The sequence below is a fragment of the Streptomyces sp. NPDC097129 genome (assembly GCF_055668065.1).
Genome location: NZ_JBVOQE010000006.1, coordinates 397,292 through 420,224 on the forward strand (window position 1 = coordinate 397,292; position 22,933 = coordinate 420,224).

Below are 22,933 nucleotides of genomic sequence, written 5' to 3' on the forward strand. Positions count from 1 at the left end.
GGGAGTAACACGGCATGGACCGCGGGACGGTCGGCAGCGCACAGTCGGGCCGGCTTCTGGTGGAGGTGCGGGAAGAGGGCTCCAGTGCCGTCGTGACGGCGGCGGGTGAACTGGACCACCACACCGCCGAACTGCTGCGCGAGCCCCTTGAGGACTGCCTCGGGAAGGGCTTCAGCAGGCTGGTCGTCGACTGCTCGCGCCTGGAGTTCTGTGACTCCACGGGCCTCAACGTGCTCCTCGGCGCCCGCCTGAAGGCGGAGGCCGCCGGGGGCGGAGTACATCTGGCGGGAATGCAGCCGGTGGTGGCCCGTGTGTTCGAGATCACAGGAGCGGAAGCGGTCTTCACCGTGCACGACTCGGTCGAGGACGCGCTGGCCGGTGGCAGCGGCTCCGCGCCGCCGGGCGCCGCCGACTGACCGACCCTCCCGCGCGGTGCCGTCCGGGCCGCGACCCGGGGTACGTGTACGCCACACCCGCCGCGCCGAACCGGGGGGTGTTCCGTCCGCCGGCTCGGGCAGGAGACATCCTGAACCTGTCGACCGCTCGGCGGAACCATCCCCCGCCGAGCCACGTAGTGAGTCGTGAACCGAAGTCTTGAATCCTGAACTGGTGAATCGGTGAGGTGAAGCGCTGATGAGCACCACCCGGCCTTGTTCGCCGGGCGACCGCGGCCCGGAGCCCAGCGGCGCTTCCGGGGCGTCGGCGGGCCGTCAGGTCCGCACGCTGAGCTTCGACGACCAAAGCGGCGTCGTCCCGCTCGCCCGTGATTTCGCCCGCCAGGCGCTGTACGCGTGGGGGTGGCTGCCGGCCGCGTCCGCGGACCAGCGGGCCGCGGCCGAGGACGTGCTGCTCGTCGTGTCCGAACTGGTCACGAACGCGTGCCTGCACGCCGAGGGGCCGGACCGGATGGAACTCACCTGCGACAACAAGGTGATCCGCATCGAGGTGGCCGACCGGGGGACGGGCCAGCCGGCCCCCCGCACCCCCCACCGCGCCGGCCGCCCGGGCGGCCACGGCATGTTCATCGTCCAGCGCCTGTGCCTCGACTGGGGCGTCGTCCGCCTCCCGGGAATCTCCGGCAAACGAGTCTGGGCAGAACTGGGCGCCCCAGCGTAGGGCTCCGCCGACCTGCCCTTCCCCCACCGTCGGCTGCCCGCCGGGCGTCGCCGCGGGCTGCGCGCCCGGCGTTTCCTGGCACCCGGCGCTGTGCCCGGCCGGGGCTGAGCCACGCAGCCGGGCGCTGACGGGGCACCACCCGCGCTGAGTCCCCCCTGCTCAAAGAGCTTGGGGAAGGCACGCATGCCCGCGGCTCAAGCGGACGAGCGGCCCGCCGACAGCTAGCTACGCAGAACGGCGCCCGCGGCTGCGCACGCACGCGTGGCGGCCCGCACCCGCGGGGGAAGGCACGACGGCCCGCCCCCCGCAACGCACGCGCGGCGGTGCGCACCCACGGGCGGAAGCGACGACGGCCCGCACCCGCTGACGGCGGGAAGGGGACGGGGTGGGGGGTGTCCGCCCGCAGCGGCCGGCACCGGGCAACGGCATGCTCGTCGGGAACGGGCGGCCGGACCGAGGACGGACACCCCCCACCCCGGCCCCGACTCACAACGAACGGCAGGCGCGACGCACGCCACGACGAGACCGCAACGGGCCGCCGCAGGCACCAAGGGGGCGCGGGGAACTGCGCGACCAGCCACAACGAAACCCGCAGACGAAACCCGCAGACGAAACCCGCAGACGAACAACAAACGCCGAAGGCCGCCGCAGGATGCGACGGCCCTCGGCAGACGAAGACGTCAGCGAACGTCCCCCATCAGCGCCTTCACCTTGCGCCGGTACATGTACACCGCGACCCCGGCCAGCGCAGCGAGAACCGCCTCGCCGAGCACCGCACCCGTGCCACTCAGGTCCACACCCGCCACCGCCGGGTTGGACAGCAGCGACGTGATCGAGTCGCCCGCGGTGACCGCGAGGAACCACACGCCCATCATCTGGCTGGCGTACTTCGCCGGCGCCATCTTCGTCGTGACCGACAGGCCGACCGGCGAGATGCACAGCTCACCCACGGTCTGGATCAGGTAGATCCCGACCAGCCACATCGGCGTGACCTTGGTGCCGTCGGACGCCATGCCCAGCGGCAGCAGGAAGAAGAAGAACGACACACCGATGAAGAACAGCCCCGCCGCGAACTTCGCGACCGTGCTGGGCTCCTTGTCCTTCCGGTTCAGCCACAGCCAGAACCAGGCGATGACCGGCGCCAGCGCCATGATGAACACCGGGTTCAGCGACTGGTACCAGGAGGACGGGAAGCTGAAGCCGAACAGCGAGTCCGCCGCCTTGGTCTCACCGAAGGCCTGGACCGTGGAACCACCCTGGTCGTAGATCATCCAGAACGCGGCGGCCGCGACGAAGAACCAGATGTACCCGGTCATCTTCGACTGCTCGACCGTCGACAGCTCCTTGTCCCGCTTGATGCGCAGCAGCACACCCGCCGGGATGATCAGACCGATGACGGTGAGCGGGATCATCGCCCAGTTCAGCGTGAAGTGACCGGTGAAGCCGACGATGCCGTAGAAGACGGCGGCGACGGCCAGCCACATCAGGCCCTTGCGCAGCCAGGTCGCGCGCTCCTCGGCCGCGAGCGGCTTGGGGACGACGTTGCTCTCCGGGCTGAGGTTGCGGGTGCCGAGCAGGAAGGCGGCGAGGCCGATGGCCATGCCGACGGCGGCGAGGCCGAAGCCGATGTGCCAGTTCACTTCCTGGCCGACCGTGCCGATGATCAGCGGCGCGAAGAAGGCACCCATGTTGATGCCCATGTAGAAGATCGTGAAGCCACCGTCCCGGCGCGGGTCGTCCGGACCGTCGTAGAGGTGGCCGACCATCGTGGAGATGTTGGCCTTCAGCAGACCGGAGCCGAGGGCCACCAGCGCGAGGCCCGCGAAGAACGGCGCCTGGCCGCCGGGCAGCGCCAGCACGAGGTGACCGGCCATGATGGTGACCGCCGCGATGGCCACCGTCTTGCGGGGGCCCCAGACGCGGTCGCCGAGCCAGCCGCCGGGCATGGCGAGCAGGTACACCATCGACAGGTAGACGGAGTAGATCGCCGTCGTCGTGGCCAGGTCCATGCCCAGGCCACCGCCCATGCTGCCCTTCTTGGCGTCGGGGCCGCCGGAGAGCAGATAGACGACGAGCAGAGCCCTCATGCCGTAGAAGCTGAAACGCTCCCACATCTCGGTCATGAAGAGAGTGGCCAGTCCGCGGGGGTGGCCGAAGAAGGTCTTCCCGGAACCGGGGGTACCCGGCTGGACCGAGGCCTTCGTCAGGCTGGACGCCATGGTCGTTCCTTGCTGGTCGGGACGCGCGGTTGGGGGTCCCCGCTGCTCGGCGGAGCCGAACGTGGGGGAGTTGCGCGCCCGGTGGGGGCAGGCCGGCACCGGCGCGGTCGGCCCGCCACCCCCACGCCCAGGGGGAGCCCGCTCCGGATCACGGAGCGGAGACGGCGACCACCGGGATCCACGCCTCGACACGCGTTGTCGCGCCCGAGGCCCGGCCACAAGTCATTCCTTTCAAGGCCGGCCGCAGCCGACCCGCACACAAAGAAGACCTTCAGCGTCAAATGCCGCCAAAGGTCCCCGCAGTGCTACAGGCGTTGATTCACCATACGGCAGGACACCGCCCGGTATGGAAGGACTTGAGACGCGGATCACAGACGACCGAGGAACCGCAAGCCCCGTCTCGGCAGTCGATACCAGGATGGCATCCGCAGGTCGCAGGCACTGACACCGGGTCCGACCCGCCGGGAACCACACCCGAACCCACCCGGACCCCGCACCCGGAAACCACCCGGACCCCGCACCCGGAAATCACCCGAACCCCGCACCCCGAACCCGCCCGGACCCCCGCAGCCGGCCCGTGTCCGGGTTGTCCGAAGGTAAGAGCTTCGCATGGCGATCTCACCTCGGGCGTTGCGCCGGGCGGACTACCATCACCTCATGACCCGTGTACTGCTCGCCGAGGACGACGCGTCCATCTCGGAGCCGCTGGCCCGTGCCCTGCGCCGGGAAGGGTACGAGGTCGAGGTGCGCGAGGACGGACCCACCGCGCTCGACGCCGGAATGCAGGGCGGCGTCGATCTGGTCGTGCTGGACCTCGGACTGCCCGGCATGGACGGCCTGGAGGTGGCGCGCAGACTGCGTGCCGACGGGCACACCGTGCCGATCCTGATCCTCACCGCCCGCGCCGACGAGGTCGACACGGTCGTCGGCCTCGACGCTGGCGCAGACGACTACGTCACCAAGCCGTTCCGCCTCGCCGAGCTGCTCGCCCGGGTCCGCGCCCTGCTGCGGCGCGGCGCCGCGGAGCCGCAGCAGCCGCCCGCCACGCACGGCGTGCGCATCGACGTCGAGTCGCACCGCGCGTGGATGGGCGACGAGGAGCTGCAGCTCACGGCGAAGGAGTTCGACCTGCTGCGGGTGCTGGTGCGCGACGCGGGCCGGGTCGTCACGCGTGACCAGCTGATGCGCGAGGTCTGGGACACCACCTGGTGGTCGTCGACCAAGACCCTCGACATGCACATCTCCTGGCTGCGCAAGAAGCTCGGCGACGACGCGGCGAACCCGCGGTACATCGCGACGGTGCGCGGCGTGGGCTTCCGCTTCGAGAAGAGCTGACCGCACCGCTTCGAGAAGAGCCCGCACCGCTTCGAGCAGAGCTGACCCGCACAGGACGCAGTCGCACGCGCCGAGCCGCACCGGACTCAGCCCGCCCCGGACCCAGCCGCCCGCCGCACCGCTATGACCAGGTGAGTTAAGAGGACATGCGCCGCCGACTGATCCAGTCCACGCTCGCCGTGGTGCTCGTCGTGATCGCCGTCTTCGGCGTGTCACTCGTGATCGTCGAGACGCGGACGATCAGCAACACCGCGCAGGAGCGGGTGGACTCCGAGGCGCTGCGGCTGGCCAGCGTGGTGGACAGCCGGCTGCTCAGCGCGGCGGACGTCACCCCGCAGATCCTCCACGGCCCGGGCATGCAGGACCGCTACGCCGTGGTCCGCATCCCCGGGCGGGCGCCGATCGAGATCGGCACCAAGCCCGAGGGTGACGTCATCCGCTCCAAGGAGCAAAAGGGCGAGGAAGGCGAGACCGTCGTCGTCGAGGAGCCGCGCTCCACGGTGACGAGGGAGGTCGGCCGCACCCTGCTGATCATCGGCCTGGTCGCGCTGCTCGCGGTGGTGGCGGCGGTGCTGCTGGCGATCCGCCAGGCGAACCGGCTGGCGTCCCCGCTGACCGACCTCGCCGAAACGGCCGAGCGGCTCGGCTCCGGTGACCCGCGCCCGCGGCACAAGCGGTACTCCGTGCCCGAGCTGGACCGGGTCGCCGATGTGCTGGACTCCTCCGCCGAACGCATCGCCCGGATGCTCACCGCCGAGCGGCGGCTGGCCGCGGACGCCTCCCACCAGCTGCGTACGCCGCTGACCGCGCTGTCGATGCGGCTGGAGGAGATCACCCTCACCGACGACCTGGACACGGTGAAGGAGGAGGCGAACGTCGCGCTGACCCAGGTGGAGCGGCTGACGGACGTGGTCGAACGGCTGCTGACGAACTCCCGCGACCCGCGCACCGGGTCCGCCGTCGCCTTCGACCTGGACGAGGTCATCCAGCAGCAGGTCGCCGAGTGGCGCCCCGCCTACCGCAGCGCCGGCCGGGCCATCGTCAGCTCGGGCAAGCGGCATCTGCAGGCGGTGGGCACCCCGGGTGCGGTGGCGCAGGTGCTGGCGGCGCTGATCGAGAACTCTTTGATGCACGGCGGCGGCACGGTCGCGCTGCGCACACGGGTCACCGGCAACCAGGCGGTGATCGAGGTGACGGACGAGGGTCCGGGCGTCCCGTCGGAGCTGGGCGCGCGCATCTTCGAGCGCACGATCAGCGGCCGCAACTCCACCGGGATCGGCCTGGCCGTCGCCCGCGATCTCGCGGAGGCCGACGGCGGCCGTCTGGAGATGCTGCAGGCGTCCCCACCGGTCTTCGGCCTGTTCCTCTCCCGCAGCCAGCCCCACAAGAAGCCGGCCCCGGACGACGAGCCGACGGTCCGCTGACGTACCCGCCGACCGGTGACGTACGCCGCTGACCGGTGACGTACCCGGCCGACCGTTGACGTACCCCGCCGACCGTACGCCGCCGACCGTTGACGACCCCGGGCGGGGTCAGGCCCGCTGGCGGGGGCGCGGCGGGTGGGTCTGCTCCAGGAGGGCGTCCGCGTCGGTGGCCGCCTCGGGGGCGGGCAGGGCGCGGAAGACCCAGCTGCGGTAGGACCAGAAGCGGAACAGGGTCGCGACGCCGATGCCGAGGAACTTGAAGATGTTGCTCTGCAGCGGGGTGTCCCAGCCGAATCCGTAGGTCGCCGCGTAGAGCACGCCGTTCTCGATCACCATGCCGACCAGGCTGAACAGCAGGAACAGCGTCAGTTCCCGGGTGCGCCCGTTCTTGTCGGCGTCGCGGTAGGTGAAGTACCGGAAGCCGACGTAGTTGAAGACGATCGACACGGCCGTCGCGATGACGCTGGCCCGCACGACCTGCAGATCGGTCGTATGCCGGACGAGGTTGAACACGCCGAGGTTCACGAGCACGCCCGCGGCGCCCACGGCGCCGAACTTGGCGATCTCGCGGACGAGCCGTTGCAGAGGCGAGGTACCGCTTCCCATGGTCGAGCAGGCCCCCGTCCGATACGGTTTCGTCAACCCAGCCATGCTAACCACCCCTAACGGTGGATGCCTGCCAAGTACCCGAGGTGCCCGGTGTGAGGCCCGACCCACAGGTGAGGAGCGGGTGAGAGGCGCGGGATCCGGCCGCCTCCGAGTGGCCGATACCCTAGGGGTGTGACGTTCCCGGTAGTCGGCATGGTCGGCGGGGGGCAGCTCGCGCGTATGACGCACGAGGCGGGCATCCCGTTGGGCATCAGGTTCAAGCTTCTCAGTGACACCCCTCAGGATTCCGCGGCGCAGGTCGTGAGCGATGTCGTCATCGGCGACTATCGCGATCTCGACACGCTGCGCGAGTTCGCGCGCGGGTGCGATGTGATCACGTTCGATCACGAACACGTTCCGACCGAGCACCTCCGGGCCCTGGAGGCGGACGGCATCCCCGTGCGCCCGGGGCCGGACGCGCTCGTGCACGCTCAGGACAAGGGGGTGATGCGCGCCAGGCTCGACGCGATCGGCATCCCGTGCCCACGGCACAGGATCGTCAGCGATCCGCAGGACGTGGCCGACTTCGCGGCGGAGGGCGACGGATTTCCGGTCGTCCTGAAGACCGTCCGCGGCGGCTACGACGGCAAGGGTGTGTGGGTCGTCGACAACGCCGAGGAGGCGCAGGAGCCCTTCAAGGCGGGCGTCCCGGTCCTCGCCGAGGAGAAGGTCGACTACGTCCGTGAGCTGGCCGCCAACGTCGTGCGTTCCCCGCACGGCCAGGCCGTCGCCTACCCGGTGGTCGAGTCGCAGCAGGTGAACGGCGTGTGCGACACGGTCATAGCCCCGGCGCCCGACCTGGAGCAGGGCCTCGCCCTCCAGGCCACCGAGATGGCCCTGACCATCGCCAAGGAACTCGACGTCGTCGGCCACCTCGCCGTCGAGCTGTTCCAGACCCGCGACGGCCGCATCCTCGTCAACGAGCTGGCGATGCGCCCGCACAACTCGGGCCACTGGAGCATGGACGGCGCGGTGACGAGCCAGTTCGCCAACCATGTCCGCGCCGTCCTGGACCTCCCCCTCGGCGACCCGCGCCCGCGCGCCCCGTGGACGGTGATGGTCAACGTCCTCGGCGGCGACTTCCCGGACATGTACTCGGCGTACCTGCACTGCATGGCCCGCGACCCGCAGCTGAAGATCCACATGTACGGCAAGGACGTGAAGCCCGGCCGCAAGGTCGGTCACGTCAACACCTACGGCGACGACCTGGACGACGTGCTGGAGCGCGCCCGTCACGCTGCCGGCTACCTGAGAGGCACCATCACCGAATGAGCCCTGTTGTTGGCATCGTCATGGGGTCGGACAGCGACTGGCCCGTCATGGAGGCCGCCGCGAAGGCCCTCGACGAGTTCGAGATCGCCTACGAGGTCGACGTCGTCTCCGCGCACCGCATGCCCCGCGAGATGGTCGCGTACGGCGAGCAGGCCGCCGACCGCGGTCTGAAGGTGATCATCGCCGGTGCGGGCGGCGCCGCCCACCTGCCGGGCATGCTCGCCTCGGTCACCCCGCTGCCGGTCATCGGTGTGCCGGTGCCGCTGAAGTACCTCGACGGCATGGACTCCCTGCTGTCGATCGTGCAGATGCCGGCCGGGGTGCCGGTCGCCACGGTCTCCGTCGGCGGTGCCCGCAACGCCGGTCTGCTCGCGGCCCGCATCCTCGCCGCGCACGACGAGGACCTGCTGGGCCGCATGCGCGACTTCCAGCAGGACCTCAACGACCAGGCCACCGAGAAGGGCAAGCGCCTGCGGTCCAAGGTCGAGGGAAGCAACGGCTTCGGCTTCGGGAAGTGACGCGATGACGTCCCTGGAGGCAGCCCGGGAACTCCTCGCCGAGTTCCCGGTCGTCGACGGCCACAACGACCTGCCGTGGGCCCTGCGCGAGCAGGTCCGCTACGACCTCGGCGCCCGCGACATCGCCGCCGACCAGTCCGCCCACCTGCACACCGACCTGCCCCGGCTGCGGGCGGGCGGTGTCGGCGCGCAGTACTGGTCGGTGTACGTCCGCTCCGACCTGCCGGACGCGGTGCCGGCCACGCTGGAGCAGATCGACTGCGTACGGCGGCTGGTCGACCGGCACCCCGCCGAGCTGCGCCTGACGCTGAGCGCGGCCGACCTGGAGGCGGCGCGCGGTGAGGGCCGTATCGCCTCGCTGATGGGCGCGGAGGGCGGGCATTCCATCGCCAACTCGCTCGGCACCCTGCGCGGCCTGTACGCGCTCGGGGTGCGGTACATGACGCTCACCCACAACGACAACGTGGACTGGGCGGACTCCGCGACCGACGAGCCGAGGGCGGGCGGGCTGACCGCGTTCGGCCGCGAGGTGGTCCGCGAGATGAACCGGCTCGGCATGCTCGTCGACCTCTCCCACGTGGCGGCGACGACCATGCGGGACGCGCTCGACGCGAGCCAGGCGCCGGTGATCTTCTCGCACTCCTCGTCCCGGGCGGTGTGCGACCACCCGCGCAACATCCCCGACGACGTCCTCGAACGCCTGCCCGCCAACGGCGGCGTGGCGATGGTGACGTTCGTGCCGAAGTTCGTCCTCCAGGCGGCCGTGGACTGGACGGCGGCCGCGGACGAGAACATGCGCGCGCACGGGCTGCACCACCTGGACACCTCGCCCGAGGCGATGAAGATCCATCGCGCGTTCGAGGAGCGCAACCCGCGCCCCGTCGCCACGGTCGCCACGGTCGCCGACCACCTGGACCACATGCGCGAGGTGGCCGGCGTCGACCACCTCGGCATCGGCGGCGACTACGACGGCACGGCGTTCACCCCCGAGGGCCTCGACGACGTCTCCGGCTACCCGAACCTCATCGCCGAACTGTTCGACCGCGGCTGGTCGAGGCCCGACCTGGCCAAGCTGACCTGGCAGAACGCGGTCCGGGTGCTGGGCGCGGCGGAAGACGTGGCCCGCGACCTGCAGACGGTGCGCCCCGCGTCCCACGCGACGATCGAGGCGCTGGACGGCTGAGCGCGAACCTCGTCCGGTACCGGAAAGTCGTACCGGAGCAGTACCATGCTCCCGTACGACTGGACGGAGGGTGCGGCAGATGACCATAAGCGCCAGCGAGGCACGCCGGGATCTGTTCCCGTTGATCAAGCGCGTCAACGACGATCACACCCCGGTCCGCATCAGCTCCAAGGGCGGCGATGCCGTCCTCATGTCCGCCGACGACTACGAGTCCTGGCAGGAGACGGTCTACCTCCTGAGGTCCCCGGCGAACGCCCGGCGCCTCATGGAAGCGGTCGCGCGTGACCGGGCGGGCACCGCCACCGTCGGCAAGTCGCTGGAGGAACTGCGGGACCTGGCGGGCGGCGAGTGAGGAGCGTCCCCTTCGACCCGGACGCCTGGGAGGACTTCCTCTTCTGGCTCGGCTCGGACCGCGGCATGGCGCGCCGTATCACCCGCTTGATCGGCGAGATCCAGCGCGACCCGTTCACCGGCATCGGCAAGCCGGAGCCGCTCAAGGGCGACCTGGCCGGCTACTGGTCCCGCCGTATCGACGACGAGCACCGGCTGGTCTACCGGGCCGACGACAAGGAAGTGAAGATCCTCAAGGCCCGCTACCACTACCACGACTGACCGGGGAAGTCGCCGGCGTACCCCCGAACGCCCCGTCCACCAGGAAGGACGCCCCGCTCCGTGCGACGGTGACCGTACTGCCGTTCTGCCGCCGAGCACGACGTACGGAGACCGTCATGGCCGACCTCCAGGACGAACTGCACGACACGACCGAGATCGGCGGCCTGCCTGTCGAAGACCCCGGCGGCGCCCCCGTCGACGACCCCTTCCCGAAGGCGTACGCCGCCGCGCTGGACGCCGTCGACCGCGTGCGCGCGCTGCTCGCCGAGCACCCCGTCGCCGACGGCTACAGCGCGCTGTCCTGGGTCCTGCGCACGCTGTCCTGGTACGACCTCGAACTGGGCGACAGCTCCGTCGACACGGACGTGCCCCGGCTGCGCGAGGGCCACGTGGGCGCCCTGCTGTGGTCCCTGCACCTGCCCGGGGAGCCGGACGCCGGCCGCGCGCTCGGCGCCACGCTGGAGCAGCTCGACCTGGTCCGCTCCGTCGTCCGCGGCCACCCGGAGGGCCTGCGCCTGGCCCGCACCGCCGGGCAGGTCATCGACGCCCGCAACTGCGGCCGCGTCGCGGTGATCGCCGGCCCGGCCCCGGCCGCCGCCCTCGGCGACTCCGTCGCGATCCTGCGCGTGCTGCACTCCCTCGGCGTCCGCGTCGTCACCCTGGCCGGCACCAGCTGGGCCAGCGAGGCGGGCCTGAGCCGGTTCGGCGAGGAGATCGTCCGCGAGATGAACCGGCTGGGCGTGCTCGCCGACCTCTCCGGCGCGTCCGACGCCACCATCGCCCGCGCCCTGACGCTGTCCCGTACGCCGGTGCTGTGCACCCGATCCGGCGCCCGGGCGCTGTGTCCGCACCCCGACAACCTGCCCGACGAACTGCTCGCCCGGCTCGGCGCGGCCAAGGGGCTGTGCATGGTGCCGCTGGCCGCCGACCGGACCGGGCCGCGGCTGAAGGACGTCGCCGACCACCTCGACCACGTCCGCTCCGTCGCCGGCCCCGAATGCGTCGGCCTGGCCGGCACCTACGACTCCGGCGCGGACCACCCGCAGGACCTCGCCGACCCCTCCAGCTACCCCCGGCTCATCGCCGAGCTGCTCCGCCGCGGCTGGCCGGAAGCCGACCTGGCCCTGCTGACCTGGGGCAACGTCCAGCGCGTGCTCCGCAGCGCCGACTTCGCCGCGCGGACCGCGCAGGAGCGCCGGGAGCCGTCGGCGGCGACGATCGAGGAACTGGACGGGTAGGCCCTGTCGTCCAGACGACAGGGCCCAGGCCCTGCCGCGCGGCCGGAACGACCGCACGGCAGGGCCCCGGCCCCGGTCGGTCCTCGTCGGTCCTCGGTCACTCCTCGGGGATCAGGCACAGGCAGAAGGGATGGCCTGCCGGGTCGGCGTACACCCGGAAGTTGTCGTCGTCGCCCTCCTCCCGCTTCAGCAGCCGGGCCCCCAGATTCAGGACCCGCTTCTCCACGTGGTCGACCTCGTCCCAGGTCGAGCCGGCGTCCAGGTCCAGGTGGAACTGCTGGGCGTTGCGGTCGGAGCGCGGCCACTCCGGCGGGGTGTGGCCCTCCGAACGCTGGAACGCCAGCCGGGGCCCGTCGGGCACCCGGAGCACGACCCAGTCGGCGTCCTGGTCGTCGGGTTCCCCGCCGACGATCTCGGCGTAGAAGCGGGCCAGCGCCCGCGGGTCGGGACAGTCGACGACGACGGAACGCAGACGTGCCACACGGGGCATGGAGACCTCCCTGGTCGGTGGTGCCTCAGCAGGCGCGCAAGTCAGCAGGCGCACAGGCAGAACGGGTGCCCGGCCGGGTCGGCGTAAACCCGGAACGTGCGCGCCCGGTCCTCGGTGTCCAGCGGCCGCGCGCCCAGCTCCAGCACGGCCTTCTCCGCCGCGTCCAGGTCCGGCACGGTCAGATCCAGGTGGAACTGCTGCGAGCGGTCGGCGGACGGCCACTCCGGCGGGACGTACCCCGGCGCTTCCTGGAAGGCCAGCTGCTTCCCGCCCGGCAGCTTCAGGTCCACCCACTCGCCCTGGTCCTCGACGGTGCCGCCCAGCACGGCGGCGTAGAAGCCGGCCAGGGCGCGGGGATCGGGACAGTCCAGAACGACGACTCCCAGCTCGGCGACGGCCATGACGTCCTCCTCGGCATCGGTGACGTTACCCATCTGGTTACTTGTAGAGGCGAGTAACCAGTAACGGTTACTGCATGCTGCCGCACAGGAGGTAACGTCGCAAGCATGAGTGGGAGATCGGTCGCGCCCGGAGGGCTCGCCCTGGTGGAGTCCCTGGTCAACACCCTGGACCTCGCCTCGGGCGGCGACACGCTCGACACGGCCGAGGGCCGGGCGCGCTTCGGGCTCACCGAGGACGACCTGCCGCGCGCCCGCGAACTGCGCGAGTCGCTGCGCGCGACCCTCCTCGCGCACGCCGGGCACCCTCCGCACCGCGAGGTCACCCCGCTCGGCGAACTCCTCGCCGCAGCCCCGCTGCTGGTCGCCGTGGACGAGCGGGACGGCTCCGCCCGGCTGGCCCCGGCGGACTCCGCCCCGCTGCTCTCCCGGGTGGCCGTCGCCGTCGCCGAGGCCCTGGTCGCCGGCACCTGGGGCCGCCTCAAGGCGTGCGAGGCCGTCACCTGCCACTGGGCGTACTACGACCGCAGCCCCGCCGGACGCGGGCGCTGGTGCTCGATGCAGGTGTGCGGAGCGCGCGCGAAGATGCGGCGCTACCGGGCGAAGGGAACGTGAGGGGGCGGCGCGGTGGTGCAGAATGCGACAGGACGCCGGTTCGGCCGACTGAGCCTCGGCCGAACCGGCGTCCTTCGCGCGCGGGCTATGCGGTGGGGCGGCCCATCGCCCGGTACGTCCACCCCGCCCGCCGCCACAGCTCCGGGTCGAGGGCGTTGCGGCCGTCCAGGATCAGCCGGTCCGCCGCGACGGCGCCCAGCTCGTCCGGGTCCAGCTCCCGGAACTCCTGCCACTCCGTGAGGTGCAGCACCACGTCGGCGCCGCGCACCGCGTCCAGCGCGGTGCCGGCGTACCCGAGAGTGGGGAAGATCCGGCGGGCGTTGTCCATGCCCTTCGGGTCGTAGACGGTCACCTGGCCGCCCTGGAGGTGGATCTGCCCGGCGACATTCAGCGCGGGCGAATCGCGTACGTCGTCCGAGTCCGGCTTGAAGGTGGCGCCGAGCACCGCGACCCGCTTGCCCAGGAACGGGCCGCCGCCCAGCGCCTGCCGGGCCAGTTCGACCATCTGCCCGCGCTGGCGCATGTTGATCGAGTCGATCTCGCGCAGGAACGTCAGCGCCTGGTCGGCGCCCAGCTCACCGGCGCGCGCCATGAACGCCCGGATGTCCTTGGGCAGACAGCCACCGCCGAAGCCGATCCCGGCGCGCAGGAACTTCCGCCCGATCCGGTCGTCGTAGCCGATCGCCTCGGCCAGCTTCGCCACGTCGCCGCCGGCGGCCTCGCACACCTCGGCCATGGCGTTGATGAAGGAGATCTTGGTGGCGAGGAAGGAGTTCGCGGAGGTCTTCACCAGCTCGGCCGTCGGGAAGTCGGTGACGACGAACGGGGAGCCCTCGGCGACCGGCGTGGCGTACACCTCGCGCAGCAGCTTCTCCGCGCGCTCGCTGCGCACCCCGACCACGATCCGGTCCGGGTGCAGCGTGTCCTGCACGGCGAAGCCCTCGCGCAGGAACTCCGGGTTCCAGGCCAGCTCGGCGTCCCCGCCGGCCGGCGCGTGCTCCACGAGGTAGGCGGCGAGGCGGTCGGCGGAGCCCACGGGCACGGTCGACTTGCCGACGACGAGCGCGGGACCGCGCAGATGGGGAGCGAGGGAGGCGATCGCGGAGTCGACGTAACTCATGTCACAGGCGTACTCGCCGTGCCGCTGCGGGGTGTTCACGCACAGGAAGTGCACCTCGCCGAACGCGCCGGCCTCGGCCCAGTCCTGGGTGAAGCGCAGCCGCCCGGTGGACCCCTCGATCCCGGCGACGTGCTTGCGCAGCAGCTCTTCCAGCCCCGGCTCGTACATCGGGACCTCGCCCCGCTGGAGCTTGTCGATCTTCTCGGGGACGACGTCGAGGCCGAGCACCTCGAAGCCCAGTTCCGCCATGGCCGCCGCGTGCGTGGCACCGAGATAACCGGTGCCGATCACGGTGATCTTGAGGGCCATGCGTGCTCCCGGGTCGAGGTCGTTCGGTGCGCGTGCCGAGCATAGCCGGGGCGCGCCCGTGGCCCTCACCGGGCGGTTTTCCCTCTGTCGTCCAGGTCACGTTCCCGTGCGGCGTCCAGAGCTCTAAAATTTGAGTTACTTAACGGTAATTAGCGTTGCTATCGCGTCAGTATCACAGCGTCTTTGGAGCGTGAGAGACCTTGGCCGGATCGGCTGACTTCGACCTGTACCGCCCGTCCGAGGAGCACGACATGCTCCGCGACGCCGTCCGCGCGCTGGCCGAGGCGAAGATCGCGCCGCACGCCGCCGCGGTGGACGAGGAGGCGCGCTTCCCGCAGGAGGCGCTCGACGCCCTCGTCGCGAACGACCTGCACGCGGTGCACGTACCCGAGAGCTACGGCGGCGCGGGCGCCGACGCCCTCGCGACGGTCATCGTGATCGAGGAGGTCGCCCGCGTCTGCGCGTCCTCCTCCCTGATCCCGGCCGTGAACAAGCTCGGCTCCCTCCCGGTGATCATCTCCGGCTCCGAGGAGCTGAAGAAGAAGTACATGACCCCGCTCGCCAAGGGCGACGGCATGTTCTCGTACTGCCTCTCCGAGCCGGACGCGGGCTCGGACGCGGCCGGCATGAAGACGCGCGCGGTCCGTGACGGCGACCACTGGGTCCTCAACGGCGTGAAGCGCTGGATCACCAACGCGGGCGTCTCGGACTTCTACACGGTGATGGCGGTCACGGACCCCGCCAAGCGCTCGAAGGGCATCTCCGCGTTCGTCGTCGAGAAGTCCGACGAGGGCGTCTCCTTCGGCGCGCCGGAGAAGAAGCTCGGCATCAAGGGCTCGCCGACCCGCGAGGTCTACCTGGACAACGTCCGCATCCCCGCCGACCGCATGATCGGCGAGGAGGGCACGGGCTTCATGACGGCCATGAAGACCCTGGACCACACCCGCATCACCATCGCCGCGCAGGCCCTCGGCATCGCCCAGGGCGCCCTGGACTACGCCAAGGGCTACGTCCAGGAGCGCAAGCAGTTCGGCAAGCCGATCGCCGACTTCCAGGGCATCCAGTTCATGCTGGCCGACATGGCCATGAAGATCTCGGCCGCCCGCGCCCTGACCTACCAGGCCGCCGCCGCCTCCGAGCGCGGCGACGCCGACCTCACGTACCTGGGCGCCGCCGCCAAGTGCTTCGCCTCGGACGTGGCGATGGAGGTCACCACGGACGCCGTCCAGCTCCTCGGCGGCTACGGCTACACCCGCGACTACCCGGTGGAACGCATGATGCGCGACGCCAAGATCACCCAGATCTACGAGGGCACGAACCAGGTCCAGCGCATCGTCATGGCGAGGAACCTTCCCTAGCAGGGTTTTGCAGGTCAGGCGCTGTTGCGACGGCCCGGCCAGAAAGGCACCTGACCTGCGAAGACACAACGGCCCCCGGTATCGCGCCGGGGGCCGTTCGCATGGGAGCCGCGCTGGGCCACCTCGGTCCGCTCTCGCTCCGCGGGGTCGTGGGCGCCAGGTGCCGGCATCGAGGCGAAGAGGCGCAGCCGGCCGGCGCCCAAGCACGCGCCGGAACCGAATCATGCAACTGGGCAGGCCAGTCCAGCGTTCGCCCGATTCGGGGAACAGGCCACCACTGCCAGGGACAGATACGAGGGACGTTCCAGGTAGAAGCCGTATGACACATCAGAACCCGAGTGCAGTTGCCCAGCAGCAGCGTTTACCAGCCGGGCCAGGAGCGTAGGGTCACGGTCCCTGTCTGACGCGTACCGAGGCGCGTACTCGGCCAGCCGCTCACCGAGCCATGACGCGGCCTCCTTCGCCTCCTCCCATGTGCCACGAACCAAGGAGCGGGGCTTGATCAGCCAGTACGCCGTCTCCAGTGGCGGCAGATCGGAAGCGGGGAACTCTGCGGCTACCTCGCGGTACCGCTGAATCAGTTCCGGCCTGCTTCCGGCAGGGGGCGGCTCAGGATGCGGGGGCCGTCGTAATGCTTCCTGGTCGAAGCGCTCTTTCGGGCCGGTCCATAGATAGCCGTGGTGGTGCACGAGTCGTTCCCGTCCGAGAGGTGCCAGCCGGGCCGGACCCAGGGACTTGGGATGGACCCGGCCCGACTGGCGGGAGGGGGGAGGCTCAGACGTTCAGACTGAAGCGCGCCGGGTCGATACCGGCCGCGTCCAGCTCCTCCGTGGTGAACCGAAGGGGCTGCGCGTCCGGCCGCTTGCTGTCTCCGAGCGCCCAGAGGCCGTCACCGATCCGGGCCAGGGTCACGCACCCCTCCGTACAGGGGCCGCCGCACGCCTTCGCGAACGAGGCCCCGCTGATGTCGAGCGCGTACAGGCCGGTTCCGTTCTGCATCACTGCACCTTCCTGCTCAACTGATCGCGGCCATGACTGACCGCCGCCCGCCCGTTCGGGCGGGAGTTCATGGGACTGGGCGCGCTTCAGCGCTGGGACCAATTGCCGTACTCCGCGCACCCCGCTCACTGGCAGGGCGGCCAGGCTGAAGAGATCAGAGGCGCCAGGTCGTCACTTGCGGACACAGCCGGCCCGACCAGAGTCGAGGGACACCCGTATCGTCATCAGCGGCCGGTCAGCGAAAGGATGCCGGGCCGCTCTCGCCCATCATGCGTGCGTCTCCGCCTGGTGGCGACGAAGCCGCACGTTGCAGTCCGAGACCCCGCTGAAGTCCCCTGTGGATCGCGCGTTGTCACGAGAGACAGACAGGGAGAGACAGAAACGGCAACCAGGCTTGGGAGACGGCTCGCTCGCCACGTCCACCAGGCTGATCACCATTGCGGTCGGCACTGAACCGGTAGTTCTCTCTTCGCTCCTCATGGCGCCATCTTCGGCTGGCCCTGGGTGAGTTTCTAGCCTGTTTCCTGTTCGCGCAGAAACCCGTCGCGGATCTGCTTAACCAGACTCCGCATGTCGTCACCGGACAACGCCACCCGTTCGAACCCCTCGAATTTTTCGACGTACATCGCTACGTCTCGAGGGTCGGACACAGTTAGTTCCGCATGGATGGTTTCTACCGTCACCATACGGTCGTCCTTGATGGAGAACGAATGGCTGGGAAAATCCGTCTGCGGTGTCGACCACGGTACGATCCGGAGGTCAACGCTCGGAAGTCGGGAAACGGAGAGGAGCTTGTCGAGCTGCCCGGCCATCATGAGGGGCGGCAGGACTTTCCATCGCAACACCGATTCCGTGACCACGAAGCGAAGTTCCCTTCCTGGCTCATAGAGAATGCGCTGCCTGGCCAGCCTTGCCCCGACGGTGCGTGCAAGCTGCTCTTCACCGAGTTGCTTCCGTGCAAGCACCGCCTGTACATATTCAGGTGTCTGGAGAAGCCCAGGGACAAGGGCGGGCTGAAAAAGTCGCAGAAGGGTGGTCCTGGCCTCGATGGCCTGAATCTGTTGCTGCTTTCTGTGGTATCCGAGCCGTCGGTACAACCGCCACGCCGTTGCCTCGGTCGCCGCTGCACGAGCCACCGACATGTACTCGGCCTTGACGTCCTGGGAGACCCCTATGGCTGTGAGGATCTGCTCCACGTCCACGACGCTCGGCATGACATTGCCGGTCTCGATCTTCGAGAGCTTCGAGCTGGACATGGCAGCGTCACGGGCCACGGCTTTGGCCTCCTTCCCGGCTGCCCGCCGCAGTGCCCGTAGCGCGGAACCCAGTTCAGCTCTGTTCACTCCCCGTACCGTGCCCACCAATCAGGAAAGGGGATGGCATCGGCGAGTGCCGTGTCGCGGTAGTCCCGGAATGTGGCCAGCCGATCGTGTTCCTCAAGAAGCTCACTGCCGAGGTACTTCCCGGCCTCGTCGTACGACATGACCCCTACCACCCGGTCGTCGAACATCCAGAAGTCAGGCGCACTCGGGATCGGGTTCTGCTGCTCGGTGGTGTCGAGAATGAAGAATTCTTCACCCGCGACCAGGTTCCGCCGATAGCCCCAGGACAGCTCGAACCGGAGGTAGTCCGTCAGCGGGCGGGAGAGAAGGTGGACGCGGTAGACACGCTTGCCGGCTGCAGTGGCATTTCCCACCGTCGTCAGCCATGACGCTGTTTTGAACGATTCCGGAGGTTCCTGGCCCGCCAGGAACGACCGGTAGGCGTCGACTCCACCCGACTGACTGTAGTCGTCCAGTGTTTCCAACCGGAAGGCCTCTCGCTCGAACGAGGTGAACCAGTCGCTCAGGGTGCGCTTAGATGACGTTGTCACGGACCGCCTTCCTGATCAGCTCAACGGGAATTTCGACGAGTGCCTCGTGTGCCGGGATCTCTGCGTGGTGCTCGGTCAGAAGGGCGCCCTGCACGACAAGGGTCCCGCGGTCGGTGGCGTAGAGCGTGGGACATTCGCCGTCTTCACACTCACCCACCAGCCGTGTCAGTTGCACCACTGTCCACTCCTTCTGTCTGTGGGTCAGGTGTCATGTGTGATCGTCCCGTTCGGCAGGGGCTACTCACAAGAGCTTCGAGTTTCCGTTACTGGAAACCGTCACGGCTTGCTTTCGCCGTGTGCGAGAGGAAGTACGTCCAGGCGGCGGGCCCCAGGGCGACGTGGGGGCCGGCCGGGTCTTTGGAGTCGCGGATGTGGATGGTGGCGGGGGTGGTGGCTATCTCGACACAGTTGGAGCCGTCGCCGCTGTAACTGGACTTCCGCCAACGGAGGCGCTGCATGGTCGGTTCCTTCACAGGTCTTGGATTCGGTGGTGGATGAGGTCGCGCGTCCCGGCCGGGTCCAGGGCGCAGGACTCCATACGGTCCAGTACGGCGCGGTACTTACTCAATTGCGCTTCTGCGTCCAGGAACTCGCAGGCGCCATGGTGTGAGTCCAACTGGACCGTGTCGAGCTGGGGGACGGGGCCCTCGACGTAGTCGAAGGACTGCCCGGTGGTCGGGAAGTGGTCCGTGCCGAAGGGGATCACCCGCACGGTGACGTGGGGCAGTTCACTCATGTCGAGCAAATGCTTGAACTGACCACGGGCGACAGCCGGACCGCCGAAGTTCATGCGGAGGGCGGCTTCGTGCACGATCGCCGTGTACGGGGGCGGGTCCACCCTGTGCAGGACGCCTTGCCGTTTCATCCGGTGTGTGAGGCGGTGCTCGATTTCGTACTGACGCATCGTGGGCACCACAGCACGGAAGAGTGCGCGGGCGTGGTCCGTGGTCTGGAGCAGTGCCGGGATGTGGATCAGGAGCGCCACACGGAGCCCGGATGCATGATGCTCGAGTTCAGCCAGGTCGACCAGGGCGATCGGTACGTGGTCGCGGTACTCCTCCCACCAGCCACGGGTGCGTCGGCCCGTCATCGCGGCGAGGGCGTCGATCAAGTTCTCGTCGTCACAGTCGTAGACGCGCGCCATGGAGCGGAGCCGATCTGCGCTGATCGGCGTGCGGCCGGTTTCCATCATGCTGACTCGCGCCTGGTTGACGCCGAGGAGTTCGGCGGCGCCGGTGGCGGTGAGTCCTGCACGCTCGCGGAGTTTACGCAGCTCTGCCCCCAGTCTTCGCTGCCGGAGCGTGGGGCTGTTGGTGGGCGGCACGACGTCTCCTTCCTGACTGCGACGCGGCGTCGCGCTCCCTCACACGAGTGAAGCGTGGATGCTTTTAGGGGATTCCGTTAGATGCATCTAACCATCGGCTCTACTGTTGTCCCGTACCGCCCAACTCGCCCCGCCCATAAGCCGGAAGCGCACCAACCCAGGCAATGCCACCGCCCAGTACGGCAGTTGAGCGAGACCACACCCCCTTCCCTGTCTGCTCCCGGAGGTTTCCATGCGCACCGTATCCCTGCCGGACACCTGGGTGTACGCCCTCCGTCTGCCGCACGACCCGCGCGCGGCACATGTCGCACGTGTGACCGTGCGGGCGGCGCTCGGCATCCACGGCAGGCACGAGATCCTTGACGCCGTCGAGCTGCTGGCGTCCGAAATGGTGGCCAACGCCTATCTGCACACCAACGGTCCGGCGTCCCTCCGGCTGACCGCGCTCGCCGACGGGCGCCTCCGGGTCGGGGTGTGGGACAGCGACCCCCGGGTTCCGGCGCCCTTCGGCCGGCCGCCCCATGACCGCGTCCCGCCGGTTCCCCTCGACGCGGAGGGAGGGCGCGGGCTCAGGCTCGTACAGGAGTACGCCGACTGCTGGGGCGGTGTCGCGCTCGCGGACGGCCCCCTCGACCGGCGGGCAGGGAAGCTGCTGTGGTTCGAGGCGGGTGGATGAGCCGGCGTCGCGATACCGCTGGGGCGAGGTGCGCCGTGTGCCGGCCCCTCACCGCCGGCCGCGGCCCCGTCCGAAGCCGTTCGCGGCGTGCGCGGAGGACTCGAAGACGGCCAGTCCGCCGTCGCGCGGTCGAAGACGAGGACGACGGCATCGGGAGGGAGATCGGCAGGAAGGGGCATGCCGACACGGTGCCAGGCCGGCGGCTGTGGCAGCACCGGCATACGGCGGGCGTCAGTCCTCGAAGCCCTCTGCCGCGCGGCGCTCGCGGAGGTCCATGATCGCCCGGCGGCGGGCCAGGCGGTGGGTGCGGCGGATCTGGGCCTCCTGGTAGCGGCGCTTGTCGCGTTCCGTCTCCGGGATCACCGGCGGCACCGAGCGCGGCTTGCCGTCGGCGTCGACCGCGGCGAAGACCAGGTAGGCCGAGCCGACCTGGGTGGGGGGCGTGGACTCGTTCCAGCGTTCGGCCAGGACCCGGACGCCGACCTCCATGGAGGTCCGGCCGGTCCAGTTGACCTGGGCCTTCACATGAACCAGGTCACCGACCCGGACAGGTTCGAGGAACGCCATCTCGTCCATGGACGCGGTGACCGCGGGCCCGCCCGAGTGGCGGCCGGCGACCGCGCCCGCGGCGTCGTCGACCAGCTTCATGATCACGCCACCGTGCACCGTACCCAGCAGATTGGTGTCGCTGTGGGTCATGATGTGGCTCAGCGTCGTGCGGGACGCCGACGTCGGCTTGCCCGGGATCTCCGGAGTGTCCGTATCTGCGGCGGGGGCCTGATCTGTCATGCCGTCCACCTTATGCCGAGCCGACATCCAGGGGATTTGTGTCAGCTTCGCAACAGCGCTGACCTTATTTACCGACGGCCCTTGTAAGGCACACCGCCGGGCCCGGCACACTGGGGCCCATGAATGACTGGCCCGAGGGATGGTCCGACGACAACCGCGGCACCCGCTACGGACGCGGCAGCGCCGGCGCGCAGCCGGAGGGCGCCCGCGTCATGCGGCAGGTCCGCCGGCCGGCGCCGGGTGCCCGTCCGGGCCCCGGGCCGTCCGCACCGCAGTACGGCGGGGTGCCGCCGCAGCCGTCGTACGTCGACGGCGGCGAGGTCCACGACGGCGGGTACGACTCCGGCTACAACACCGGCCAGGTCTACGGCGGCGCCGGAGGCGGCCGCGGCCCCGCCGGCCCGTCCGGCCGCGGACCGCGCCCCGCGCCGAACTGGCGCCGCCGGATCAAGTGGACGGCGATCACGCTCGCGACCGTGCTCGTGGTCACCGGCGTCGCCACCTACTTCTGGGCCGACTCCAAGCTGCGCCGCGAGGTCGACCTGTCCAAGGTCATCGACCGGCCGTCGTCCGGTGACGGCACGAACTACCTGATCGTCGGTTCGGACAGCCGCGAGGGCATGTCCAAGGACGAGAAGAAGAAGCTGCACACCGGGTCCGCCGAAGGCAAGCGCACGGACTCGATGATGATCCTGCACGTCGGCGGCAACGGCGACACGCTGATCTCGCTGCCGCGTGACTCCGACGTGGAGATCCCCTCCTACAAGGGGTCCCAGTCCGGCAAGACCTACCCGGCCACCGGCCGGCACACCAAGCTCAACGCCGCCTACGCCGAGGACGGCCCGGAGCTGCTGGTGCGCACCGTCGAGTACAACACCGGGCTGCACATCGACCACTACGTGGAGATCGGTTTCGCCGGCTTCGCGAACATCGTCGACGCGGTCGGCGGGGTCGACATGACCATCGACAAGCCGTTCAAGGACAAGTACTCGGGCGCCGACTTCCAGGCCGGCAAGCAGACCCTCAACGGCGAGCAGGCCCTCGCCTTCGTCCGCACCCGGCACGCCTTCGCCGCCTCCGACCTGGAGCGCACGAAGAACCAGCAGAAGTTCCTCGCCGCGCTCGCCCACCAGGTGGCCACGCCCGGGACGATCATGAACCCGTTCAAGCTCTACCCCACGATGGGCGCGGGCCTGGACTCCCTGATCGTCGACAAGGACATGGGCCTGTACGACCTGGGCTCGATGTTCTTCGCGATGAAGGGCGTCAACAGCGGCGACGGCACCTCGATGAACATGCCGATCTCGGGCTCCCGGGGCGGCAACCTCGTCTGGGACAAGTCCAAGGTGAAGACCCTGGTCGACGAACTGAACAACGACGAGAAGGTCACGGTCGCGGGCAACTGACAGGACCGGCA

Annotated in this window: 27 protein-coding genes; 14 read left to right on the forward strand and 13 right to left on the reverse strand. The window is 69.9% G+C overall.

Translation table 11 applies throughout. The annotated features are described in order from the left end of the window. The first annotated feature begins 14 nt into the window (after positions 1-14). Together AC0B9F_RS20250 and AC0B9F_RS20255 are read left to right on the forward strand one after the other, a co-directional pair. Positions 15-416, forward strand: coding sequence for an STAS domain-containing protein (locus AC0B9F_RS20250; RefSeq protein ID WP_472004463.1), 402 nt, complete (start codon positions 15-17; stop codon positions 414-416). A gap of 217 nt (positions 417-633) precedes the next feature. Continuing rightward, entirely contained in the window at positions 634-1,116 is a 483-nt protein-coding gene (locus AC0B9F_RS20255; RefSeq protein ID WP_472004465.1) for an ATP-binding protein, read from the forward strand. A gap of 680 nt (positions 1,117-1,796) precedes the next feature. On the opposite strand, the gene AC0B9F_RS20260 is transcribed toward AC0B9F_RS20255, so the two are convergent. Further along, a complete protein-coding gene (locus AC0B9F_RS20260) occupies positions 1,797-3,335 on the reverse strand; it encodes a peptide MFS transporter (protein ID WP_472004467.1) in 1,539 nt (512 codons plus the stop codon). A 657-nt stretch (positions 3,336-3,992) separates the two neighbouring features. On the opposite strand from AC0B9F_RS20260, the gene AC0B9F_RS20265 reads away from it, so the two are divergent. Further along, positions 3,993-4,670, forward strand: coding sequence for a response regulator transcription factor (locus AC0B9F_RS20265; protein ID WP_020940464.1), 678 nt, complete (start codon positions 3,993-3,995; stop codon positions 4,668-4,670). Positions 4,671-4,816: 146 nt separating this feature from the next. Beyond that, entirely contained in the window at positions 4,817-6,094 is a 1,278-nt protein-coding gene (locus AC0B9F_RS20270; protein ID WP_472004469.1) for an ATP-binding protein, read from the forward strand. 108 nt (positions 6,095-6,202) lie between these two features. On the opposite strand, the gene AC0B9F_RS20275 is transcribed toward AC0B9F_RS20270, so the two are convergent. Then, the gene (locus AC0B9F_RS20275; protein ID WP_472004470.1) at positions 6,203-6,700 is read right to left on the reverse strand and encodes a GtrA family protein; all 498 of its coding nucleotides are present in this window, start codon (positions 6,698-6,700) and stop codon (positions 6,203-6,205) included. Between the two features lie 174 nt (positions 6,701-6,874). Here AC0B9F_RS20275 and AC0B9F_RS20280 point away from each other — a divergent pair, with 174 nt between their 5' ends. The 6 genes from AC0B9F_RS20280 to AC0B9F_RS20305 all read left to right on the forward strand — a co-directional run bounded on the left by AC0B9F_RS20280 (position 6,875) and on the right by AC0B9F_RS20305 (position 11,565). Continuing rightward, positions 6,875-8,014 (forward strand): 5-(carboxyamino)imidazole ribonucleotide synthase, encoded by a 1,140-nt coding sequence (locus tag AC0B9F_RS20280; protein ID WP_472004472.1) that lies wholly within the window; start codon positions 6,875-6,877, stop codon positions 8,012-8,014. Between the two features lie 20 nt (positions 8,015-8,034). After that, positions 8,035-8,532: a 5-(carboxyamino)imidazole ribonucleotide mutase gene (gene purE / locus AC0B9F_RS20285; RefSeq protein WP_472004589.1), complete on the forward strand. Its 498-nt coding sequence runs from the start codon at positions 8,035-8,037 to the stop codon at positions 8,530-8,532. Positions 8,533-8,536: 4 nt separating this feature from the next. Next, positions 8,537-9,715: a dipeptidase gene (locus AC0B9F_RS20290; protein ID WP_472004474.1), complete on the forward strand. Its 1,179-nt coding sequence runs from the start codon at positions 8,537-8,539 to the stop codon at positions 9,713-9,715. Between the two features lie 79 nt (positions 9,716-9,794). Continuing rightward, positions 9,795-10,067 (forward strand): type II toxin-antitoxin system Phd/YefM family antitoxin, encoded by a 273-nt coding sequence (locus tag AC0B9F_RS20295; protein WP_472004476.1) that lies wholly within the window; start codon positions 9,795-9,797, stop codon positions 10,065-10,067. After that, positions 10,064-10,327 (forward strand): Txe/YoeB family addiction module toxin, encoded by a 264-nt coding sequence (locus AC0B9F_RS20300; RefSeq protein WP_472004477.1) that lies wholly within the window; start codon positions 10,064-10,066, stop codon positions 10,325-10,327. The genes AC0B9F_RS20295 and AC0B9F_RS20300 overlap by 4 nt, the downstream gene beginning before the upstream one ends. A gap of 116 nt (positions 10,328-10,443) precedes the next feature. Further along, entirely contained in the window at positions 10,444-11,565 is a 1,122-nt protein-coding gene (locus AC0B9F_RS20305) for a dipeptidase (RefSeq protein ID WP_472004478.1), read from the forward strand. Between the two features lie 97 nt (positions 11,566-11,662). On the opposite strand, the gene AC0B9F_RS20310 is transcribed toward AC0B9F_RS20305, so the two are convergent. Next, entirely contained in the window at positions 11,663-12,055 is a 393-nt protein-coding gene (locus AC0B9F_RS20310; RefSeq protein ID WP_472004479.1) for a VOC family protein, read from the reverse strand. A gap of 41 nt (positions 12,056-12,096) precedes the next feature. Beyond that, a complete protein-coding gene (locus AC0B9F_RS20315) occupies positions 12,097-12,456 on the reverse strand; it encodes a VOC family protein (RefSeq protein WP_472004591.1) in 360 nt (119 codons plus the stop codon). Positions 12,457-12,561: 105 nt separating this feature from the next. Here AC0B9F_RS20315 and AC0B9F_RS20320 point away from each other — a divergent pair, with 105 nt between their 5' ends. After that, on the forward strand, positions 12,562-13,068 hold the full coding sequence (locus tag AC0B9F_RS20320) for a CGNR zinc finger domain-containing protein (protein WP_472004481.1): 507 nt from the start codon (positions 12,562-12,564) through the stop codon (positions 13,066-13,068). An 85-nt stretch (positions 13,069-13,153) separates the two neighbouring features. Here AC0B9F_RS20320 and AC0B9F_RS20325 read toward each other — a convergent pair whose 3' ends face one another. Further along, positions 13,154-14,497: a UDP-glucose dehydrogenase family protein gene (locus AC0B9F_RS20325; RefSeq protein ID WP_472004483.1), complete on the reverse strand. Its 1,344-nt coding sequence runs from the start codon at positions 14,495-14,497 to the stop codon at positions 13,154-13,156. Between the two features lie 200 nt (positions 14,498-14,697). On the opposite strand from AC0B9F_RS20325, the gene AC0B9F_RS20330 reads away from it, so the two are divergent. Then, on the forward strand, positions 14,698-15,855 hold the full coding sequence (locus AC0B9F_RS20330; RefSeq protein WP_472004485.1) for an acyl-CoA dehydrogenase: 1,158 nt from the start codon (positions 14,698-14,700) through the stop codon (positions 15,853-15,855). 221 nt (positions 15,856-16,076) lie between these two features. Here AC0B9F_RS20330 and AC0B9F_RS20335 read toward each other — a convergent pair whose 3' ends face one another. From AC0B9F_RS20335 to AC0B9F_RS20365, 7 genes are all read right to left on the reverse strand, one after another. After that, positions 16,077-16,544, reverse strand: coding sequence for a hypothetical protein (locus AC0B9F_RS20335; RefSeq protein WP_472004487.1), 468 nt, complete (start codon positions 16,542-16,544; stop codon positions 16,077-16,079). A gap of 85 nt (positions 16,545-16,629) precedes the next feature. After that, entirely contained in the window at positions 16,630-16,854 is a 225-nt protein-coding gene (locus AC0B9F_RS20340) for a DUF397 domain-containing protein (protein WP_472004489.1), read from the reverse strand. A gap of 512 nt (positions 16,855-17,366) precedes the next feature. After that, positions 17,367-18,197 (reverse strand): helix-turn-helix domain-containing protein, encoded by an 831-nt coding sequence (locus AC0B9F_RS20345; RefSeq protein ID WP_472004491.1) that lies wholly within the window; start codon positions 18,195-18,197, stop codon positions 17,367-17,369. Next, the gene (locus AC0B9F_RS20350; protein ID WP_472004493.1) at positions 18,194-18,727 is read right to left on the reverse strand and encodes a DUF6879 family protein; all 534 of its coding nucleotides are present in this window, start codon (positions 18,725-18,727) and stop codon (positions 18,194-18,196) included. The genes AC0B9F_RS20345 and AC0B9F_RS20350 overlap by 4 nt, the downstream gene beginning before the upstream one ends. Then, the gene (locus tag AC0B9F_RS20355; protein ID WP_472004592.1) at positions 18,711-18,902 is read right to left on the reverse strand and encodes a hypothetical protein; all 192 of its coding nucleotides are present in this window, start codon (positions 18,900-18,902) and stop codon (positions 18,711-18,713) included. Before AC0B9F_RS20355 ends, AC0B9F_RS20350 begins: the two co-directional genes overlap by 17 nt. Positions 18,903-18,990: 88 nt before the next feature. Then, entirely contained in the window at positions 18,991-19,185 is a 195-nt protein-coding gene (locus AC0B9F_RS20360) for a DUF397 domain-containing protein (protein WP_472004496.1), read from the reverse strand. A gap of 11 nt (positions 19,186-19,196) precedes the next feature. Beyond that, positions 19,197-20,051 (reverse strand): helix-turn-helix domain-containing protein, encoded by an 855-nt coding sequence (locus AC0B9F_RS20365; RefSeq protein ID WP_472004500.1) that lies wholly within the window; start codon positions 20,049-20,051, stop codon positions 19,197-19,199. A 232-nt stretch (positions 20,052-20,283) separates the two neighbouring features. On the opposite strand from AC0B9F_RS20365, the gene AC0B9F_RS20370 reads away from it, so the two are divergent. Then, on the forward strand, positions 20,284-20,727 hold the full coding sequence (locus tag AC0B9F_RS20370; protein ID WP_472004503.1) for an ATP-binding protein: 444 nt from the start codon (positions 20,284-20,286) through the stop codon (positions 20,725-20,727). A 231-nt stretch (positions 20,728-20,958) separates the two neighbouring features. Here AC0B9F_RS20370 and AC0B9F_RS20375 read toward each other — a convergent pair whose 3' ends face one another. After that, positions 20,959-21,516 (reverse strand): acyl-CoA thioesterase, encoded by a 558-nt coding sequence (locus AC0B9F_RS20375; protein ID WP_472004506.1) that lies wholly within the window; start codon positions 21,514-21,516, stop codon positions 20,959-20,961. A gap of 119 nt (positions 21,517-21,635) precedes the next feature. Between AC0B9F_RS20375 and AC0B9F_RS20380 the strand changes: the two genes are divergently transcribed. Then, entirely contained in the window at positions 21,636-22,922 is a 1,287-nt protein-coding gene (locus AC0B9F_RS20380) for an LCP family protein (protein WP_472004509.1), read from the forward strand. The last annotated feature ends 11 nt before the right edge of the window (positions 22,923-22,933 follow it).

What these genes read in the sequence shown, in the direction of transcription:
- AC0B9F_RS20250 (WP_472004463.1), top strand. Translation starts at nt 15, where the DNA reads ATGGACCGCGGGACGGTCGGCAGCGCACAGTCGGGCCGGCTTCTGGTG.
- AC0B9F_RS20255 (WP_472004465.1), top strand. Translation starts at nt 634, where the DNA reads ATGAGCACCACCCGGCCTTGTTCGCCGGGCGACCGCGGCCCGGAGCCC.
- AC0B9F_RS20260 (WP_472004467.1), bottom strand. Translation starts at nt 3,335, where the DNA reads ATGGCGTCCAGCCTGACGAAGGCCTCGGTCCAGCCGGGTACCCCCGGT.
- AC0B9F_RS20265 (WP_020940464.1), top strand. Translation starts at nt 3,993, where the DNA reads ATGACCCGTGTACTGCTCGCCGAGGACGACGCGTCCATCTCGGAGCCG.
- AC0B9F_RS20270 (WP_472004469.1), top strand. Translation starts at nt 4,817, where the DNA reads ATGCGCCGCCGACTGATCCAGTCCACGCTCGCCGTGGTGCTCGTCGTG.
- AC0B9F_RS20275 (WP_472004470.1), bottom strand. Translation starts at nt 6,700, where the DNA reads ATGGGAAGCGGTACCTCGCCTCTGCAACGGCTCGTCCGCGAGATCGCC.
- purE (WP_472004589.1), top strand. Translation starts at nt 8,035, where the DNA reads ATGGGGTCGGACAGCGACTGGCCCGTCATGGAGGCCGCCGCGAAGGCC.
- AC0B9F_RS20290 (WP_472004474.1), top strand. Translation starts at nt 8,537, where the DNA reads ATGACGTCCCTGGAGGCAGCCCGGGAACTCCTCGCCGAGTTCCCGGTC.
- AC0B9F_RS20295 (WP_472004476.1), top strand. Translation starts at nt 9,795, where the DNA reads ATGACCATAAGCGCCAGCGAGGCACGCCGGGATCTGTTCCCGTTGATC.
- AC0B9F_RS20305 (WP_472004478.1), top strand. Translation starts at nt 10,444, where the DNA reads ATGGCCGACCTCCAGGACGAACTGCACGACACGACCGAGATCGGCGGC.
- AC0B9F_RS20310 (WP_472004479.1), bottom strand. Translation starts at nt 12,055, where the DNA reads ATGCCCCGTGTGGCACGTCTGCGTTCCGTCGTCGTCGACTGTCCCGAC.
- AC0B9F_RS20315 (WP_472004591.1), bottom strand. Translation starts at nt 12,456, where the DNA reads ATGGCCGTCGCCGAGCTGGGAGTCGTCGTTCTGGACTGTCCCGATCCC.
- AC0B9F_RS20320 (WP_472004481.1), top strand. Translation starts at nt 12,562, where the DNA reads ATGAGTGGGAGATCGGTCGCGCCCGGAGGGCTCGCCCTGGTGGAGTCC.
- AC0B9F_RS20325 (WP_472004483.1), bottom strand. Translation starts at nt 14,497, where the DNA reads ATGGCCCTCAAGATCACCGTGATCGGCACCGGTTATCTCGGTGCCACG.
- AC0B9F_RS20340 (WP_472004489.1), bottom strand. Translation starts at nt 16,854, where the DNA reads ATGCAGAACGGAACCGGCCTGTACGCGCTCGACATCAGCGGGGCCTCG.
- AC0B9F_RS20360 (WP_472004496.1), bottom strand. Translation starts at nt 19,185, where the DNA reads ATGCAGCGCCTCCGTTGGCGGAAGTCCAGTTACAGCGGCGACGGCTCC.
- AC0B9F_RS20370 (WP_472004503.1), top strand. Translation starts at nt 20,284, where the DNA reads ATGCGCACCGTATCCCTGCCGGACACCTGGGTGTACGCCCTCCGTCTG.
- AC0B9F_RS20375 (WP_472004506.1), bottom strand. Translation starts at nt 21,516, where the DNA reads ATGACAGATCAGGCCCCCGCCGCAGATACGGACACTCCGGAGATCCCG.
- AC0B9F_RS20380 (WP_472004509.1), top strand. Translation starts at nt 21,636, where the DNA reads ATGAATGACTGGCCCGAGGGATGGTCCGACGACAACCGCGGCACCCGC.